General features: G+C 63.4%; 16 protein-coding genes and 1 pseudogene. 9 read left to right on the forward strand and 8 right to left on the reverse strand.

Annotation, left to right across the window (positions count from 1 at the left end; all coding sequences use genetic code 11):
• Positions 1–21: 21 nt before the first annotated feature.
• The 3 genes from ACWGS9_RS07365 to ACWGS9_RS07375 all read left to right on the forward strand — a co-directional run bounded on the left by ACWGS9_RS07365 (position 22) and on the right by ACWGS9_RS07375 (position 3,125).
• Positions 22–1,008 (forward strand): sulfate ABC transporter substrate-binding protein, encoded by a 987-nt coding sequence (locus ACWGS9_RS07365; protein WP_454504616.1) that lies wholly within the window; start codon positions 22–24, stop codon positions 1,006–1,008.
• 252 nt (positions 1,009–1,260) lie between these two features.
• On the forward strand, positions 1,261–1,710 hold the full coding sequence (locus ACWGS9_RS07370) for an RrF2 family transcriptional regulator (protein ID WP_027167615.1): 450 nt from the start codon (positions 1,261–1,263) through the stop codon (positions 1,708–1,710).
• Positions 1,711–1,979: 269 nt separating this feature from the next.
• Entirely contained in the window at positions 1,980–3,125 is a 1,146-nt protein-coding gene (locus ACWGS9_RS07375) for a lysophospholipid acyltransferase family protein (protein ID WP_454504617.1), read from the forward strand.
• A 17-nt stretch (positions 3,126–3,142) separates the two neighbouring features.
• On the opposite strand, the gene ACWGS9_RS07380 is transcribed toward ACWGS9_RS07375, so the two are convergent.
• Both ACWGS9_RS07380 and ACWGS9_RS07385 read right to left on the reverse strand, forming a co-directional pair.
• Complete coding sequence (locus tag ACWGS9_RS07380; RefSeq protein WP_454504618.1) at positions 3,143–3,646, reverse strand: gluconokinase; 504 nt, start codon at positions 3,644–3,646, stop codon at positions 3,143–3,145.
• Positions 3,647–3,767: 121 nt separating this feature from the next.
• Complete coding sequence (locus ACWGS9_RS07385; protein WP_454504619.1) at positions 3,768–5,000, reverse strand: MFS transporter; 1,233 nt, start codon at positions 4,998–5,000, stop codon at positions 3,768–3,770.
• A gap of 152 nt (positions 5,001–5,152) precedes the next feature.
• Here ACWGS9_RS07385 and ACWGS9_RS07390 point away from each other — a divergent pair, with 152 nt between their 5' ends.
• On the forward strand, positions 5,153–5,440 hold the full coding sequence (locus tag ACWGS9_RS07390; protein WP_454504620.1) for a DUF3175 domain-containing protein: 288 nt from the start codon (positions 5,153–5,155) through the stop codon (positions 5,438–5,440).
• Between the two features lie 34 nt (positions 5,441–5,474).
• On the opposite strand, the gene ACWGS9_RS07395 is transcribed toward ACWGS9_RS07390, so the two are convergent.
• Positions 5,475–6,251 (reverse strand): FadR/GntR family transcriptional regulator, encoded by a 777-nt coding sequence (locus tag ACWGS9_RS07395; protein WP_320217605.1) that lies wholly within the window; start codon positions 6,249–6,251, stop codon positions 5,475–5,477.
• A gap of 101 nt (positions 6,252–6,352) precedes the next feature.
• Entirely contained in the window at positions 6,353–7,249 is an 897-nt protein-coding gene (locus ACWGS9_RS07400) for an NAD-dependent epimerase/dehydratase family protein (RefSeq protein WP_454504621.1), read from the reverse strand.
• Between the two features lie 146 nt (positions 7,250–7,395).
• Between ACWGS9_RS07400 and ACWGS9_RS07405 the strand changes: the two are divergent.
• Positions 7,396–8,337: pseudogene (locus ACWGS9_RS07405) on the forward strand (NAD(P)-dependent oxidoreductase); the annotation flags it as partial.
• A gap of 205 nt (positions 8,338–8,542) precedes the next feature.
• Here the strand turns inward: ACWGS9_RS07405 and ACWGS9_RS07410 are convergent.
• Positions 8,543–9,532 carry a sugar-binding protein gene (locus tag ACWGS9_RS07410; RefSeq protein WP_454504622.1) on the reverse strand — a complete coding sequence of 330 codons (990 nt, stop codon included), beginning with the start codon at positions 9,530–9,532 and terminating at the stop codon, positions 8,543–8,545.
• Positions 9,533–9,983: 451 nt separating this feature from the next.
• Here ACWGS9_RS07410 and ACWGS9_RS07415 point away from each other — a divergent pair, with 451 nt between their 5' ends.
• Both ACWGS9_RS07415 and ACWGS9_RS07420 read left to right on the forward strand, forming a co-directional pair.
• Entirely contained in the window at positions 9,984–10,727 is a 744-nt protein-coding gene (locus ACWGS9_RS07415) for an ATP-binding cassette domain-containing protein (protein ID WP_320217613.1), read from the forward strand.
• Between the two features lie 42 nt (positions 10,728–10,769).
• The gene (locus tag ACWGS9_RS07420; RefSeq protein WP_454504623.1) at positions 10,770–11,768 is read left to right on the forward strand and encodes an ABC transporter permease; all 999 of its coding nucleotides are present in this window, start codon (positions 10,770–10,772) and stop codon (positions 11,766–11,768) included.
• A gap of 48 nt (positions 11,769–11,816) precedes the next feature.
• Here the strand turns inward: ACWGS9_RS07420 and ACWGS9_RS07425 are convergent, their stop codons facing one another.
• Entirely contained in the window at positions 11,817–12,224 is a 408-nt protein-coding gene (locus ACWGS9_RS07425) for a carboxymuconolactone decarboxylase family protein (protein ID WP_454504624.1), read from the reverse strand.
• A 489-nt stretch (positions 12,225–12,713) separates the two neighbouring features.
• Here ACWGS9_RS07425 and ACWGS9_RS07430 point away from each other — a divergent pair, with 489 nt between their 5' ends.
• Both ACWGS9_RS07430 and ACWGS9_RS07435 read left to right on the forward strand, forming a co-directional pair.
• Positions 12,714–13,715, forward strand: a complete 1,002-nt coding sequence (locus tag ACWGS9_RS07430; protein WP_454504625.1) for an ornithine cyclodeaminase family protein — start codon at positions 12,714–12,716, stop codon at positions 13,713–13,715.
• On the forward strand, positions 13,712–15,208 hold the full coding sequence (locus tag ACWGS9_RS07435; RefSeq protein ID WP_454504626.1) for an HAL/PAL/TAL family ammonia-lyase: 1,497 nt from the start codon (positions 13,712–13,714) through the stop codon (positions 15,206–15,208). The genes ACWGS9_RS07430 and ACWGS9_RS07435 overlap by 4 nt, the downstream gene beginning before the upstream one ends.
• Before the next feature lie 18 nt (positions 15,209–15,226).
• Here ACWGS9_RS07435 and ACWGS9_RS07440 read toward each other — a convergent pair whose 3' ends face one another.
• Together ACWGS9_RS07440 and ACWGS9_RS07445 are read right to left on the reverse strand one after the other, a co-directional pair.
• A complete protein-coding gene (locus ACWGS9_RS07440) occupies positions 15,227–16,030 on the reverse strand; it encodes a 3-methyl-2-oxobutanoate hydroxymethyltransferase (protein ID WP_454504627.1) in 804 nt (267 codons plus the stop codon).
• A gap of 45 nt (positions 16,031–16,075) precedes the next feature.
• On the reverse strand, positions 16,076–16,390 hold the full coding sequence (locus tag ACWGS9_RS07445) for a MocE family 2Fe-2S type ferredoxin (RefSeq protein ID WP_454504628.1): 315 nt from the start codon (positions 16,388–16,390) through the stop codon (positions 16,076–16,078).

The raw sequence follows: 16,390 nt of genomic DNA on the forward strand, positions 1-16,390 counted from the left end.
TTTTCATCGGAGCCTGTTTTCATGAAGGGTCTATTGCTCGGCATCGCGGCTGTTGCCGGTCTCGTCCTCGCATCCTCCCAAGCCTGGTCGGCCGACAAGCTTTTGAATGCATCCTATGACGTCGGCCGCGAGCTGTTCGTCGACATCAACAGAGCCTTCATCGCCGGGCATCCCGGCGTCGCCATCGATCAGTCGCATGCCGGCACTTCGGCGCAGGCGCGCGCCATCGCGGAAGGCCTTGGCGCCGACGTCGTCACCTTCAACCAGGTCACCGACGTCGACTTCCTGGTCAACAAGGGTCTCGTCTCGGCCGACTGGCAGAGGGATTTTCCGGACAACGCCTCGCCCTTCTATTCCCTGCCATCCTTCCTGGTGCGCGCCGGCAACCCTAAGCACATCAAGGACTGGAACGACCTGGTGCGCGACGACGTGCAGGTGATCTTCCCGAACCCGAAGACATCGGGCAATGCGCGCTACACCTATCTCGCCGCCACCGCCTATGCCAAGGAGGCCTTCAAGGGCGACGACGTCAAGGTGAAGGAGTTCATCACCAAGCTCTTCAACAACGTGCCGATCTTCGACACCGGCGGCCGCGCCGCCACCACCACTTTCGTCCAGCGGGAGATCGGCGACGTGCTGATCACATTCGAGTCCGAGACGCGCGGGATCCGCAAGGAATATGGCGACGACAAATTCGAGCAGGTCACGCCTTCGGTCAGCCTGCTGGCCGAGTTCCCGGTGGCGATCGTCGACAAGGTTGCTGACGAGCACGGCAGCCGCGATCTCGCCAAGTCCTATCTCGACTTCCTCTACACGCCCGACGGCCAGGACATTGCCGCCGAGAACGGCCTGCGGGTTCGCGACGCGACGGTCGCTGCCAAGCACAAGGCCGACTTCCCGGACGTCCGCCTGCTGACGGTGGAAAAGGTGTTCGGCGGTTGGGACAAGGTTCAGAAAGAGCATTTCGCCGCCGGCGGGCTGCTCGATCAGGCCTATGGCAGCCGCTGAAAAAGGCTCCACAATCAGCAAGAGCAAGGAGGCCGGCTTTGCCGGCTTTCTTCATGTAAGCAGGGCTGCATGAGTTCGCGGGGGAAATCCCACCCCCAACGTGAAAACGTTACGAAGAATCAACGCGTTTGTGCCTAAGCTGCACCGGCAAATTGTTGGGCCAGAAGGCGTTCCGCGGTCAGACTGTCATGATTTGCACACAAACAACCGCCAGATGCAGGGCGCATTGGGGTTTGATGAACTGAATCGGGCATGCTGACCAAAAAAGGCAAATACGGCCTCAAGGCCCTCGTGCATCTTTCCAGCCTGCCGGCTGGCCAGCTTGCATTCGTCAACGACATCGCGGTCGCCAACAACATCCCGAAGAAATTCCTGGATGCGATCCTGGGCGAGCTGCGCAATGCCGGTTTCGTCCAGAGCCGTAAGGGCAAGGAAGGCGGTTATCGCCTCGCCCGGCCCGCTTCGGAGATCAAGATCGGCCATGTCGTGCGCGTGCTCGATGGCCCGCTGGCGCCGATCCCTTGCGCCAGCCGCACGCAGTACCAGCGTTGCGAGGACTGCGACGAGGCCACCTGCCAGGTCCGCCACATGATGCTGGAAGTCCGCCAGGCGATCGCCGAGGTGCTCGACAATCGCAGCCTCGCCGCCATGCGCGACGCCGACAACGATGATTTCCCGGCAGAGCTCACTTCGCAGATCTAATGCATGTCGCCCAGAAGTGTGCAGCGGTTCTGGGACAACGACATCCATCAAAACAAAGACTTTAAAAGCGCGTCGCCTGAATCCGGTTCAGCGCGACGCGCGTTAAAAGCAGGAAAAGCGTGCAGCGGCTGGGCTCGGCGACTTCGCCGTAGCCTTCCGTCCGCGATTGCGTCAGACGAGAAGTCGCCTTGCCCCGACTTGTCGCCCTCGGTTGCCAGTCCGCTGTGGACGCAGTAAAGCGGCTGGATCATGAAACAGGGCTCTGACGCATGAGGCTGCCTTGGCTTGGCAATTCCCGCAAGGCCAGCCGGCAACCATCGTCGAGCGACATCTATCAAACCGAGATCATTGCCGACGTACCGGTGCCGGAGCGCGATGAGTCCGTCCGTTTCTTCAGCCGCAAGGTTGTCCGCCCCGGCAAATTGCGTGGCTTCTCCAATCGGGACCTGCGCGAGAGCCTGCTGTTCTGTTTCTATTTCGGCGTCGCGGCGATGCTGCCGGTCTCCTGGTGGGGACCCATCTGCGGCTGGGTGTCCAGGCTCAGGCGCAGGCGCCACTTTCGCAAGGAGTTCGCCCGCTACGACGTCGCGGTCAAGGCCGTGCTCGGCGATGCCGTCGACACGCGAAGCATGTTCGAGGCCCAACTTGCCGCCGTTCACCGCCGACGGCTCATGCCCGCGGCGCATCTCGTCGCCGGCTGGCGCTGGTCGCCGGCGATCCGGCTGGAAGGCCTCGAAGGTCTGCGACAAGCCGTTCGCAACGGGCGCGGCGCCATCGTATGGTGCGACCAGTTCACGGCGCAGACGATCATGGGCAAGCGCGCGCTGCATGAGGCCGGTGTCGATGCCCATCAGGTGAGTGCGCAGTTCCACGGCTTCTCGCCGAGCAAGTTCGGCTTGCGCGTGATCAACCCGCCGCTGGTCAATGTCGAGAACCGCTTCCTGAAAAGCCGGATCGTCTTTGAGCGCACCGACGCCTATCAGGTCACCACGCGCATCCAGAAGACCTTGAAAGCAAACGGTGTGGTGCTGATGACCAACACCATCTACGCCGGCTCCGCCTTCACCGAAGCCGCCATGGGCGAACGTGGCTGGACCCACCTCGCCTCGGCGCCGGCAAACTTCGCGGCGCGCGCCGGCGCGGGATTGTTTCATATGGCGACGATCGAGACGGTCCCGTTTCGCCAGTACCGCGCGATCGTCAGCGAGCTGAGCGCGGGCCCGCAAGCCCCCGCGTCGCCGGCAAAGGACACGACGGCGAAGAACCTCGCCGTTCAGGCTAGCTATATCCTGTCGAAGCGCGACCAAATGCTGGAAACGCTCAAACTCTGTCCGGAGCAGATGATGGCCTGGTCGAGCGCCGTGCGGCTGACCGAGCGGCCGGCCGAAGCCTCGATCGGTAGCGACGGCGCCTGAGTCGCCAGGAACTGATCCTAGCCGAGGATATCTTTCACGATCCCGGCAACACTTCGCGTTCCGTCGACCGTCACCGCTCGTTCGTCAGCGGCAGGCTCTTCCAGCGTGGCGAACTGGCTGTCGACCAGACTTGCCGGCATGAAATGGCCCTTGCGACTAGCGACCCGCCGCCAGGCCGTTTCGCGATCGATCTTCAGATAAAGGAAGACGATGCCGGGGCAGAAGCGGCTTAGCCTGGCGCGGTAGCCGCGCTTCAGCGCCGAGCACGCCGCCACCGCTTTCCGCCCGCCGGCAACGGAGGTTGCGATACGCTCGCCTATGGCGTCGAGCCAGCCCTCGCGCAGCGCGTCCGTCAGCGGCTCGCCACGCGCCATGCGCCCCACGTTCTCCGGCGGGTGCAGCCGGTCCCCTTCGATAAAGTCGGCGCCCAAGGCTTTGGCGAGCGCCTCGCCGACAGCCGTCTTGCCACAACCGGCAACACCCATCACGACGATGGCCGGCGCCGTCCGAAGATCGCTCATGCGAAGCTCCAGGATCGGCATCCGTGTCATCGCGCCACCAAGCCAGCTTTTGCCGAGTTGGGTCGCGCATGCGTCCACCATTGTCAAGCAACCCGATTTCGGCGCCAGGTCGATCGATCCGTCAGGCAATCGCTGCGGCGCGGCGGTTGGCTTTCCACATCAACAGCGCGATGGCTGCGAGGTTGACGAGGTTCCAGCCAATTCCGTTCAGGAAGGCAGCGGCGTAAGAACCGGTGAGGTCATAGATCCAGCCCGACATCCAGCCGCCGACCGCCATGCCGAAGATCGTCGCCATCAGGACGATGCCGACGCGCTGGCCGGCCTCCTTTGCCGGCATATAGTCGCGCACGATGATCGCATAGCAGGGCACGATGCCGCCTTGCGACAGGCCGAATACCAGCGAGACGACATAGAGCGAGGCAAGCCCGTCGAAGGGGATGTAGAAGAACAGCGACAGGCACTGCAGCGCCGAGCCGATCAGCAGCGTCTTCACCGCGCCGATGCGGTCAGCGAGGAAGCCGGAGCCGATCCGGCTGATGACACCGGCCGCCAACATGATCGACAGCATGTCGGCGCCATGCGCGACGCCGTAGCCTAGGTCCATGCAGTAGGCGACGATATGCACCTGCGGCATCGACATCGCCATGCAGCAGCCGAAGCCGGCAATCACCAGCAGAATCTGCAACTGCGAGGGCGATAGCGAGATTGGCTGCACCGGCCGGCCGCGAAGCGCGCCGGAAATCCCCTCATGCGGCGCGCGCCGTCGCAACAGCAGGACCAGCGGCACCATGGTGCCGAGGCAGATGACCCCGATCACCGCATAGGTGAAGCGCCAGCCATGGCCTTGCATCACATAAGGCATGATCGTCGGCCAGACCGCCCCGGCAATGTAATTGCCTGACGCCGCCACCGTCACCGCGACGCCACGGCGGCGATTGAACCAGTGCGAGACGTCGGCGATCAGCGGACCGAAGATCGCCGAACAGCCGACACCGATCAGCAAGCCTTGAGCAAGCGTGACGCCCTGGATCGAATTGGCGAGCGACGCCAATAGAAACCCTGCGCCAAGCGCCAAGGAAGCGGCGAGTGCCGGTATCCAGTATCCAAAGCGATCGATGGCGCGTCCGATCAGCGCGTTGCCGGCGGCAAAGCCCACCATGGTCGCGGTATAGGGCATCGAGGCGGCGGCGCGATCAACGCCGAATTCGGCCTGCACTGCGGGCAGGACCACGACCACCGCCCAGGTGCCGACACCGCCGATCGTCGCCAGCAGCAAGGAAATGCCAAGCCGCGTCCACGCATAGAAGCTGTCGGTGCCGGCGCTGTTTGCCGCGTTTGCTGGGACTGTCGTCACGGCGTTTCCTGTCCGCGATTTCTTCGAGATCGGAGCGCGCACTATCGGCCCATTTCCCGAGCCGAGCAGCGCCACGACGCACTATTCCGTGGCTCCAGAACCGGGAACCCACCTCGCCTCATGGAGTTCTTGCCTGAAGGAAGGAGTTCGCCATGACCGCCAAGAAGAAATGGTCGGCCGACGTGACCGAGCACAGCGATGCGATGGATCTTGAGGATCACGTCTTCGAATCCGCCGACGCCAAGAAGATAGCCGCGTCGCTGAAGCGCTCGGCCGAGCACAGCGACCGCAGCAAGGCGGAGCCGTTCCAATCCGCCATGTCGATGTTGAATTTCTACATCAACCGCGCCGGCAAGAACCTGCCCGACGAGCGCAAGAAAGTGCTGGAAAAAGCGAAGGACGAGCTGCGCGTCGCCTTCGGCCGGGAGAAGCAGGACTAGAAAGCAGCAAGCCTTGCACGAATACCGGCAGGCCTCAGCGCGACTGGATCACTTCGTCCGTATTCGCCAACAGTTTGCGCACTGCATTACGCGCCGCATCCGGCCTTTTCAGGCGGATATTCCTCTCGATCGCCTCATGCAGCTTCTGGGCATGATGCAGATCGTCCCGTTCGCGCGTCGTGTAGGTGAAGAGGTGGTCGAAGGCGGATTCGATCAGCACGCCCAGCGGCACCAGCAGGTCGTTGCCCGAAGCCCTCAGGATGGCAAGGTGGAAGCGCGTGTCGGCGCGGGTCCGCTCCTGCAGATTGGTGGCCTCGCCCATCTCTCGGCAGGCCTGGCTGATCTCGGCCATCTGCTCGTCGGTGCGCCGCATCGCCGCGAAGGCTGTCGCCTCCGGCTCGATGATATGGCGGAATTCCTGGACCGTCCTCAGGAAAACCTCGCGATCCGGCGACGTCGCGTACCAGGACAGCACGTCGCGGTCGAGAAGGTTCCAGCGTTCCTTAGGCTCGACCCAGCTGCCGATCTTCGGCCGCGACGCCAGAAGGCTCTTTGCCATCAGCATCTTGATCGCCTCGCGCACCGCGGAGCGGCTGACGTCGAAGGTCTCAGACCATTTCGCTTCGTTGGGCAGGATGGTGCCCGGCGGATAATCGCCACGCACGATCCGAAGGCCGATTTCGCTGGCCAGCGAAGTGTGCACGCTGGCGCCTGGGATGCGTGGCGCATTGGCCCGCCGAACGCCGGCCTGACGCTCCGCGGCTGCCGTTTTAGTCGGCCTTTTTTCGTTGTTCGGCTTCGCGTCCCGCATGGTTCCAGAAAATCCCGTTTTCAGAAGCTGTCAAGCACGGCAGGCCCGCTTTGCCGCAACGCGCGAAGATGTGCACAGATCAACCGGCATTTGGCGCCGCCTCACGCCGTTTTGACGTATCTGCGCCAGCTGTGCTGCGGCCGGAAGCCGAGCACGTCGCGCGCCTTGCGGTTCGAAAGCAGCGTCTCATATTCGCCAAGCTCGGCCTTGACCGGCACGCCCGGATAAAACCGGTTCAAAAGCTCCGCCGTCGGCAGGTCAGATGAGGTATCGTCATTGGCCGCGTTGAACACCTGATAGCCCAAGCCATCCTTCTCGATGGCGCGCAAGGTGATCTGGCCGAGATCGCGCGCATCGATGTAGCTCCAGGCGATGCGCTTGCGGAAACCGGGGTCGGCGAACCATTTCGGGAACAGCGAATATTCATGCGGCTCGATGACGTTGCCGATGCGCAGCGCATAAATGTCGAAGCCGCTGCGCAGCGCGAAGGCGCGCGCGGTCTTCTCGTTGACGATCTTCGACAGCGCGTAAGAGTCCATCGGGTCGACGTCATAGTCCTCGTCGAGCGGAAAATGCGTGGGATTGCGCGGCTCGTTGGCAAAGACCAGGCCGTAGGTCGTCTCCGAGGAGGCGATGATGACCTTGCGGATACCGAGCTTCACTGCCGCCTCGATCACATTGTAGGTGCCCATCGCGTTGATGCGGAACACCTCGTTGTCGGGCGTGATCATGACGCGCGGGATCGCCGCGAAATGCACCACGGCGTCGACCGGCTGCGCCCTGAGCGACGGGTCGAACTCGTGCAGGCCCATATAGCTCGACAGCGCGTTGAACACCTGGCCGCTGTCGGTGATGTCGGTGACCAGGGTGCGCACCTTCGGATTGTCGAGCGGCTTGGCGTCGATGTTGAGCACCTGGCAGCCATGTTCGACCAGATACTGAACGACATGCCGGCCTGCCTTGCCGCTGCCGCCGGTGAACATGATGCGCTTCGTCATTTTGCCCTCCACAATGCTCGGGAATTATGTGTATTGTCAGACAATATGGTATTCCGCATTCGGCCGCCACCGCGAACCGCTAAAACCTTCTCGACAATCGCCCGCGGCGCGGGCGACCATCACCACGAAAGACAGGGAAGAAAGACGACATGAGCACCACCGCTGCCCGCGAAAACATCGGTTTCATCGGCCTCGGCCTGATGGGGCACGGCATCGCCAAGAACATCGTCGACAAGGGTTATCCGCTGACCTTCCTCGGCCGCAAGAACCGCAAGCCGGCGCAGGACTTGGCCAGCCGCGGCGCCAAGGAAGTGGCCGCGTCCAAGGACGTGGCGGCGGCCTCCGACATCGTCTTCATCTGTGTCACCGGCTCGCGCGAGGTGGAAGCGATCATCCGCGGCCCCGGCGGGCTGAAGGAGGGTCTCAGGAAGGGCTCGGTCGTCGTCGACTGCTCGACCTCCGATCCGGTCTCGACCGTGGCCTTGGCGGCCGAGCTCGAGGCGCTCGGCGTCGACTACGTCGATGCACCGCTCAGCCGCACGCCGAAGGAGGCCTGGGAAGGCACGCTCGACGCCATGGTCGGCGCGCCGGACGCGGTGTTCGCCAGGCTGAAGCCGGTGATCGAGACCTGGGCCGGCCGCATCGTCCATATCGGCGACACCGGCGACGGCCACCGCATGAAATTGCTCAACAACTTCATCTCGCTTGGCTATGCCGCGATCTATTCGGAGGCTCTCGCCCTGGCCGAGAAGGTCGGTATCTCGCCGCCGCGCTTCGACAGCGTCATCCGCAACGGCCGCATGGATTGCGGCTTCTACCAGACCTTCATGCGCTGGACGCTGGAGGGCGACCGCGACGCGCATAGGTTCACCATCGCCAATGCCTTCAAGGACCTGACCTATCTGGAATCGATGGCGGGCGCGGCCGGCATCGCCAACCCGCTCGGCAACGCGACCAAGAATTCCTTTGCGACCGCTTTCGCCACCGGCCCCACAGAACAGTATGTGCCGATGCTCGCCACCCATATCGGCAAGCTCAACGGCGTAGACCTGATGCCTTCGAAGGACGGCGTTAAGCAGAAGATTTAATGCATGTCGCCCAGAAGTGTGCAGCGGTTCTAGGACAACGACATGCATCAAAACAAAGACTTAAAGCGCGTCGCCTGAATCCGGTTCAGCGCGACGCGCTTTAGGCGGGAGGCGCCCTGCCCTGTTCAATCGCGGGAACCGGCGCCGGAAGAAATCAGGAGCGCCTCGCGGCGCCCCTTTTGACACTTCCGGACACAGCCGGCGCCTACTTCTGGATGCAGGTGTCGGCCGTTTCCTTGGTGCATTCGTCGAGGCCGGTGAAGACCGGATCGTTGACCTTCTTGTTGCCGATGAGGTCGAGCATCACTGAGGGCGCCTTGTAGCCCATTTCGAACGGCCGCTGGCCGACCAGCGCGGTCACCAGGCCTTCCTTGGCGATCGCCACCTCGTCGCCGATCGTGTCGGCGGCGCCGATGACGAACTCGTTCTTGGCGATCTTGCCGGCCATCGGCTTGAACAGGTCGCGATAGGGCTGCGGGGCGCCGAACAGCGGCCAGCCGCCCATAATGCCGAAGGCGTCGAGCTTCGGATTGGCAGCGAGGATGTCGGTCATCGCCTGCACGCCCTTGGCACCGTCGTCATTGGTGAACACCGGGCAACCTGCGACTTCGGTCCAGCCGCCCTCGCCGGCAAGCGCCGCGAGGCCTTCCTTGCCCGTCAGCGCGTCGCGCATGCCTTGCGCGCGGCGCAGGATGTTGTCGGCGGCCGGATTGCCCTCGATGGTGCAGATCGTGCCGCCATTCGGCTTGGCCTTCTTGATGTATTCGCCGATCTTCTTGCCCATCAGGTAATTGTCGGTGCCGAGATAGGTTTTGCGAAGGGCGGCGTCTTCCTTGGTCAAGTCTGCGTCGACCGTCATGATCGGGATCGACGGATTGGCGCTCTTGATCGTCTGCGCGATCAGCGGCGCGTTCGACGGCGAGATCGCCATCGCTACCGTGTCGGGCTTGCTCAGCATGTCCTGCACGATCTGGGCCTCGCCGGCTTCGTCCGAGGTCGACGCCGGGCCGGTGTAGAAGCACTCATATTCCGAGCTGGCGTTTTCCTTGTTCCATTTCTCGCAGCCCTGATGGATGGCTTCGAAGAACGGATTGTCGAGACCTTTCACGACGATGACGAGCTGTTTCTTGGCCAAAGCCGGCCCGGCGCCCAACGCCATGGCGGCGACGGCGGCAAGCAAAAGTGTTTTCCTCATATCAGTCCTCCCTTGAAACAGACGGACACCGCGTGCCCGCCATACCGATCAGCCCGGATGCACAAGAACTGGACGAGCATCCCACGATGTTCGCGTCCTGGGCCGAGCTGATAAGCATTTGCCGATCCGCTTGCCCGAATACTGGCGCAGCCGGATCCTTGATCATCAAACCTTTTGCCCGCCTCCGCCGGATAGACGGTCGAGGAGCAAATTCTTCCTCCGAGGCTTAGCTAATATCGGCTTTTCGCTGACGTCAATTCCTATTTGTCCTACAAAACCGATTTTTCGTCGAGACTCGAAATTAATCGTCTGACAATTGATTGACGCCTCTGTCCGCTTTTGCCTAAATGCATGGATCACGCTCGTCCGGGAGGAAATGGACGAGCGGGACGCAAGCGGCGCCGGCCAGGTCGGCGACGGCCGCGGCGATAGATGGGGAGGCTTAAGGCTGGTGTCGGTTCTCGAACTCGCCAACATCTCGAAGCATTTCGGCGCCATCCAGGCGGTCAACGACGTCTCGCTTTCGCTGGAGGCTGGCGAAGTCGTCGGTCTGATGGGCGACAACGGCGCCGGCAAGTCGACGCTGGTGAAGATGATTGCCGGCAATTTCCACCCGAGCCACGGCACCATGCGGTTGGACGGCAAGGAGCTTGTCCTGCACAAGCCGGCGGATGCGCGCCAGCATGGCATCGAGATCGTCCACCAGGACCTTGCGCTCTGCAACAACCTGACGGCGGCGGCAAACGTCTATCTCGGCCGCGAGCTGCGCCGCGGCCTCGGCCCGTTCCGCATCCTCGACTATGGCGCGATGTACAAGCGCGCTGGCCAGCTCTTCGCCGAGCTGAAATCCGAGACCCGGCCTCGTGACCTCGTCAAGCAGATGTCGGGAGGCCAGCGCCAGGCGGTGGCGATTGCCCGCACCATGCTGTCGCAGGCCAAGATCGTGCTGATGGACGAGCCGACCGCGGCGATCTCGGTCAGACAGGTCGCCGAAGTGCTCAACCTCATCCGCCATCTCCGGGACCAGGGCATTGCCGTGGTGCTGATCAGCCACCGCATGCCCGACGTGTTCGACGTCGCCGACCGCGTCATCGTCATGCGCCGCGGCCGCAAGGTAGCCGACAAGAAGATCGCCTCGAGCTCGCCCGAGGAAGTCACCGGGCTGATCACCGGCGCCATTGAACAGGTTGCTTGATCGCGCGGAATTCCGCGCCGCACCTCTCAGGAAAGGTCGATAATGGCAGTCACTCTTGACCAGACGATCGCGCAGAAGCAGCACACCTTCCTGTCGCGGCTCTTTGCCAACCAGACCTTCTGGGTGGTGATCGCGGTCATCCTCGCCTGCCTGTTCCTGTCCTTCGCCACCGATTCCTTCGCCACGTCGAAGAACATCTTCAACATCACCCGCAACGTCACATTCGTGGCCATCGTCGCGCTCGGCATGACCTTCGTCATCATCACCGGCGGTATCGATCTGTCGGTCGGTTCGGTGCTTTGCCTGTGCTCCATGGTGCTCGCCGTGACCATGCATGCCGGCTATTCGATCGAAATCGGCATCCTGGCCACGATCGTCACCGCGCTCGCCATCGGCGCCTTCAACGGCGTGCTCATCGCCTATCTGGGCTTTCCGCCCTTCGTGGTGACGCTTGGCATGCTCTCGGTCGCCCGCAGCCTCGCCATGGTCGCCTCGAACAACACCGTGGTCTTCCAGTTCGGACCGGATCACCAGAAGCTTCTGGCGCTGGGCGGCGGCGCCTGGCTGTTCGGCATCGCCAATCCGGTGCTCTACATGATCGTCCTGGCGCTGATCACCGGCTTCATCCTGCGCTGGACCAGGTTCGGCAGGCACATCTTCGCCATCGGCGGCAATGAGCACGCCGCGACGCTGACCGGCGTTCCGGTCAAGCAGATCAAGGTCGCCGTCTACATGATCTCGGCGCTTTCAGCGGGGCTTGCCGGCATCATCCAGACCGGCTGGCTCGGCGCCGTCACCACCAATCTCGGCACCGGCATGGAGCTGCAGGTCATCGCCGCGACCGTCATCGGCGGCGCCAATCTCGCTGGCGGCGTCGGCACGGCGCTCGGCGCCATCGTCGGCGCCGCACTCATCGAGGTCATCCGCAACAGCCTTGGCCTGCTTGGCATCAACGCCTTCTGGCAGGGCACCTTCATCGGCGGCGCGATCATCCTGGCGGTGCTGTTCGACCGCGTCCGCAACTTCCGCCGCAGTGATTAGCTTTCCCTTCTCCCCTTGTGCCCCTTGCGGGAGAAGGGAAGCCGCTCCTCACCTCACCTCGAACTGCGGATCGACCGGAATCTGCATTGCCGTCACCAGATGGTTGGTCTGCCCGGCCAGTCCGATGATCGACACCAGCTCGCTATGCTGCGCGTCGGTCATGCCCTTGGCGCGGGCGGCGGCGGTGTGCGAATGGATGCAGTAGGAGCAGCCATTGGCTGTGGAGACGGCGATATAGATCATTTCCTTGGTCAGCGGATCGATGGCGCTGTCGGCGATCATCACCGCCTTCAGCTGTTCCCACACACGCTTCAGCGAGACCGGATCATTGGCCAGCCCGCGCCAGAAATTGTTGACGAAGTCGGATTTGCGCGTCGCGCGGATATCGTCGAACACGGCCTTCACCGCCGGGATCTTTTCGACCTCGGCATCGGTCAGAAGTTTCGTAGTGGCCATGGCGTTTTCCTTTCCGTGAATTGATGGTGCCGCTCGTTGAATCAAGTGTTGCGCATAGACGGCTAACCTGTTTGTCCGATTCAGTTTTAGCTCGAAACAACACACAGGATCCTCGGGTCTGCGCGCGTCGCTTCGCTCCTTGCTCCGCCCGTGGATGACGAAGGGACGGACGATTCGGCCAATTGTCGAAGTGCAGCCAACACCCTAGTGCACTGCCGCATACAGCCAAGGGCGAGACCGTCGGAGGTTCCGGTGTTGAGCAATTGCAGGTACCAGGCGACCGACATCGCCATGATCGCCACGGCCGACAGGTCGATGCCGCGGATGATGGCAAAGACGGCGTCAATCATCCGTCGAGCGATCGGAGCTTCGGCTGCGCTTAGGCTGCGGACCGCGGCAGGCCCGGTCCAGTCCAGAGCTTATCCAACAAACTTCCGTGCCGGCCGATCGCCTGTTATGGATGAGCGTGGGGGTGGCCGAGGAAAATGCATGAAGCCCATCTATATCGACTACCTGAATGCGCTCGACATCGAAGCGCTGGCCATGAGCGATGCAGAGATCATCGGCGCCGTCGAAGCCGGGCTCGTCGCGCAAGGTAACGGCATGACGGTGATCGAGCCGCGCGTCCATCTTGAACCCGACCCCTCCTTCAACGGCCATTTCAACGTGCTGCGCGGCTATGTGGCGCCGCTCGACGCCGCCGGCGTCAAGATCGTCGGCGACTATGTCGACAACTACAAGCACGACCTGCCGTCCGAATTCGGCATCCTCAATCTTTTCGATCCGCGCACCGGCACGCCGCGCGCCATCCTCGACGCCACCGTCATCACCGACATGCGCACCGGCGCCGTCACCGCCATCGGTGCCAAGCACCTGGCGAAGAAGACGTCGAAAGTGCTCGGCCATATCGGCGCGCGCGGCACCGCCTACTGGAATGTACGGCTGCTCGACCACCTCTTCGACTTCGACGAGATCCGCGTCCATTCGCGCCGGCCGGAAAGCCGCCACGGCTTTGCCGCGAAACTTTCGGCCGATCTCGGCAAGACAGTCACCGCCGTCGCCGACTGGAGAAGCTGCGTCGACGGCGCCGATATCGTCGTCGAGGCCTCTCGCCTCAACGAGCCGCAGCCTCTGCTCAAGACCGAATGGATCAAGCCCGGCGCGCTGGTGGTGCCCTATGGCACGATGAGCGCGGTGGAACTTTCGCTCACCGACATCATGTCCAAGATCGTCGTCGACGACTGGGGCCAGTGCAAAGGCGGCAAGTTCGGCTCGCTGCGCGCCCATGTCGAAACCGGGCGCCTGAGCGAGGCGACGCTCCATGCCGAGCTCGGCCAGATCGCCGCCGGCCTGAAAGCCGGACGCGAAAGCAACGGCGAGACGATCCTGTTCTGGCATCGCGGCCTCTCGCTTTCCGATATCGCGCTTGGCAAGGCCATGCTCGCCAAGGCGGGCGAAGATGGCATCGGCCAGAGGCTGCGCTTCGCATGAGCCCGCTCGTTCTCACCGGCGCGGGCGTCAGCATCGAGGATGTGGTTGCCGCCGCGCGCAACGCCTGCAAGGTCGAGGTCACACCTTCCGTCATCGAAAAGCTCGCCAAGGCACGCCAGGTCCTCGATGCCGCCGCGGCCGGCGGCCAGCAGATCTACGGGCTGAACACCGGGCTGGGCGCCAATCTCGTCACCGCGGTCGAAGGCGACGCGAGCGCCTTCCAGCGCCAATTGATCGAAGGCCGCAGCGCCGCCGTCGGCGAGGCCCTGCCGGTGCCGACGGTGCGGGCGGCGATGTTTGCCCGCATTGCGATGCTCGCCTCCGGCGGTTCGGGTCTGTCGCCACGCGTGTTTACGGCGCTGGTCGAGGCGCTCAATGCCGGCGTGCATCCGGTGATGCCGTCGCTTGGCTCGATCGGCGCCGGCGATCTTCTGCTGATGACGGCGATAGCGCGCGTGCTGATCGGCGAAGGCGAAGCGGAATACCAGGGCCGTCGCATGCCTGCCGCCAAGGCGCTGATGATGGCGCGCCTCGCGCCGGTCAACCTCTCGCCCAAGGACGGCCTGTCGCTGATCAACGCCTCCGCAGTTTCTACCGGCTCCGCAGCGTTGGCGCTGGCCGATGCGCTCTCGGCGCTCGAACAGCAGCAGCAGGCCGGCGCGCTGACGATGGAAGGCATCGGCGCCAACCGCACGATCCTCGATCCGCGCCAGCATCTGGCGCGCCCGGGCGCATGCCAACAGCTTGCGGCGAAGGCGCTGCGCGACCTCCTGGCGCGCGATGAAGCGCCGGCGCCGACCACCATCCAGGATCCGCTGTCGATCCGTTGCATGCCGTCGATCAACGGCGCGCTGATCCAGGCGATCGACCATGCGCGGCTTGCCGCCGAGATCGAGCTGAACGCCGCCGCCGACAATCCGCTGGTGCTTGCAGAGGATTCGCTGGTCATGTCGACCGGCAATTTCCACACCGCATCGCTGTCGCTCGCCTTCGAAACGCTTGGCCTGGCAATCGCGCAATGCGCAGCAGCATCAGCCGCGCGTGTCATCCAACTCACCGGCTCAGGCCGCAATGGCCTGCCGAAATACCTGTCGCCGATCGGTGGCGCCTCGGCGGGCTTCGTCCCGCTGCAGAAAACGGCAACGGCGATCCTGGCCGCGATTCGTCACAAGGCCAATCCGGTGATGCTCGATTTCCTGCCTGTGTCCGAAGGCGTCGAGGATCACGCCGCACAGACGCCTCTCGCCGTCGCCAAATGCGCGGAGATGATCGTGCTATGGCGCCGGCTGATCGCGTTCGAGCTGATGGCGGCGGCGCAGGCCGTCGATTTGCGCGAGGGGGCCACGCTCGCGCCGGCGACCGGCGCAGTTCACACGGCCGTGCGCGCGCATGTGGCGACGCTCAAGGAAGACAGGCCGCTCGGCACTGACGCCGAAGCGCTTTATGCCGCCCTTGCCGGCGGAGCATGGCAAGGTTCGCCGGCTGCAGGCTGAAGCTTTCGGACTTTTGGTTCAGGACTTTGCGTCCACCTTCTTCATGAAGAGGGTGAGCTGATCCGGATCCATGTGCACGATATGCCTGTCTTCCGGATAGGCGCCGCTGTTGACGTCGTCGACATATTCGGAAAATGCCGCGATGCGCTCTTGCTGCAGCCGGTCATATTCGGCGGCGAAATTGCGGTAGACCTTCGAATGGCGCGGCATGTGACCGCGATTGGTGCCGAGAATATCCTCGGCGAACAGATATTGCGCGTCGCAGCCCGTGCCAGCGCCCATCGACAACATGATCAGCGGGGTGCGCTCGGAGATCGCCCTCGCCACTTCCACAGGAACCACCTCGATCTCGGCGCCGATGGCTCCGGCGGTCTCCAACTGCTTGACCGCCTCGAACACCTGCATGGCGGTGTCCGCGGTCTTGCCGACGGCCTTGAAACCGCCTGTCCAGGTGGCGCGCGAGGGGATCAACCCGACATGGCCGATGACGGGAATGGCATCGTCGGCCATGCGCTTGATCGTGGCATAGCCGGCGCTGCAATAGACGGCGTCGGCACCGGCCTTGTAGAGGCGGAACGACCAGCGGACGAAATCGTCGGCCGTGCCGATCTCGAAGAAGTTGTCGCCGGGCATGGTGAAGAGGCTGGGCGCCGCGTCGCGATATTGCGGACTGAGCACCAGTTCCGGCGGCACCGAGACGATGTCGATGCCGGCCCGCTCGGCGGCCTCGGCTTCTTCCAGCGTCAGCACGCGCAGCATGGTCAATTGCCGCTTGCCCTTCATGGCACGCAGATCGGCAACGGTCGGTCTCTTTCGGCTCATCGAACTTTGTTCCTTCGTTGTGTGGTAAGCGGCCGTTCCAGCCAATCAGCCGATATCGATCATCACCTTACCGGCCTCGACCTTGACCGGGTAGGTCTTGAGGTTGACGCAGACCGGCGCGCCCTTGGCCTGGCCGGTCCTGTAGTTGAAGCGCCCATTGTGCTTGGGGCATTCGATGATGTCGTCCATCACCAGCCCGTCGGCGAGATGAGCCTTTTCATGCGTGCAAAAACCGTCGGTCGCGAAGAACTCGTCGTCCGGCGAGCGGTAGATCGCGAAGCTGCGGCCGCCATGGTCGAAGCGGATCACATCCTCCTCATCCACGTCGCCCACCGCGCATGCTTCGACCCACTCCGCCAT

Source organism: Mesorhizobium sp. Arg314 (assembly GCF_053714275.1).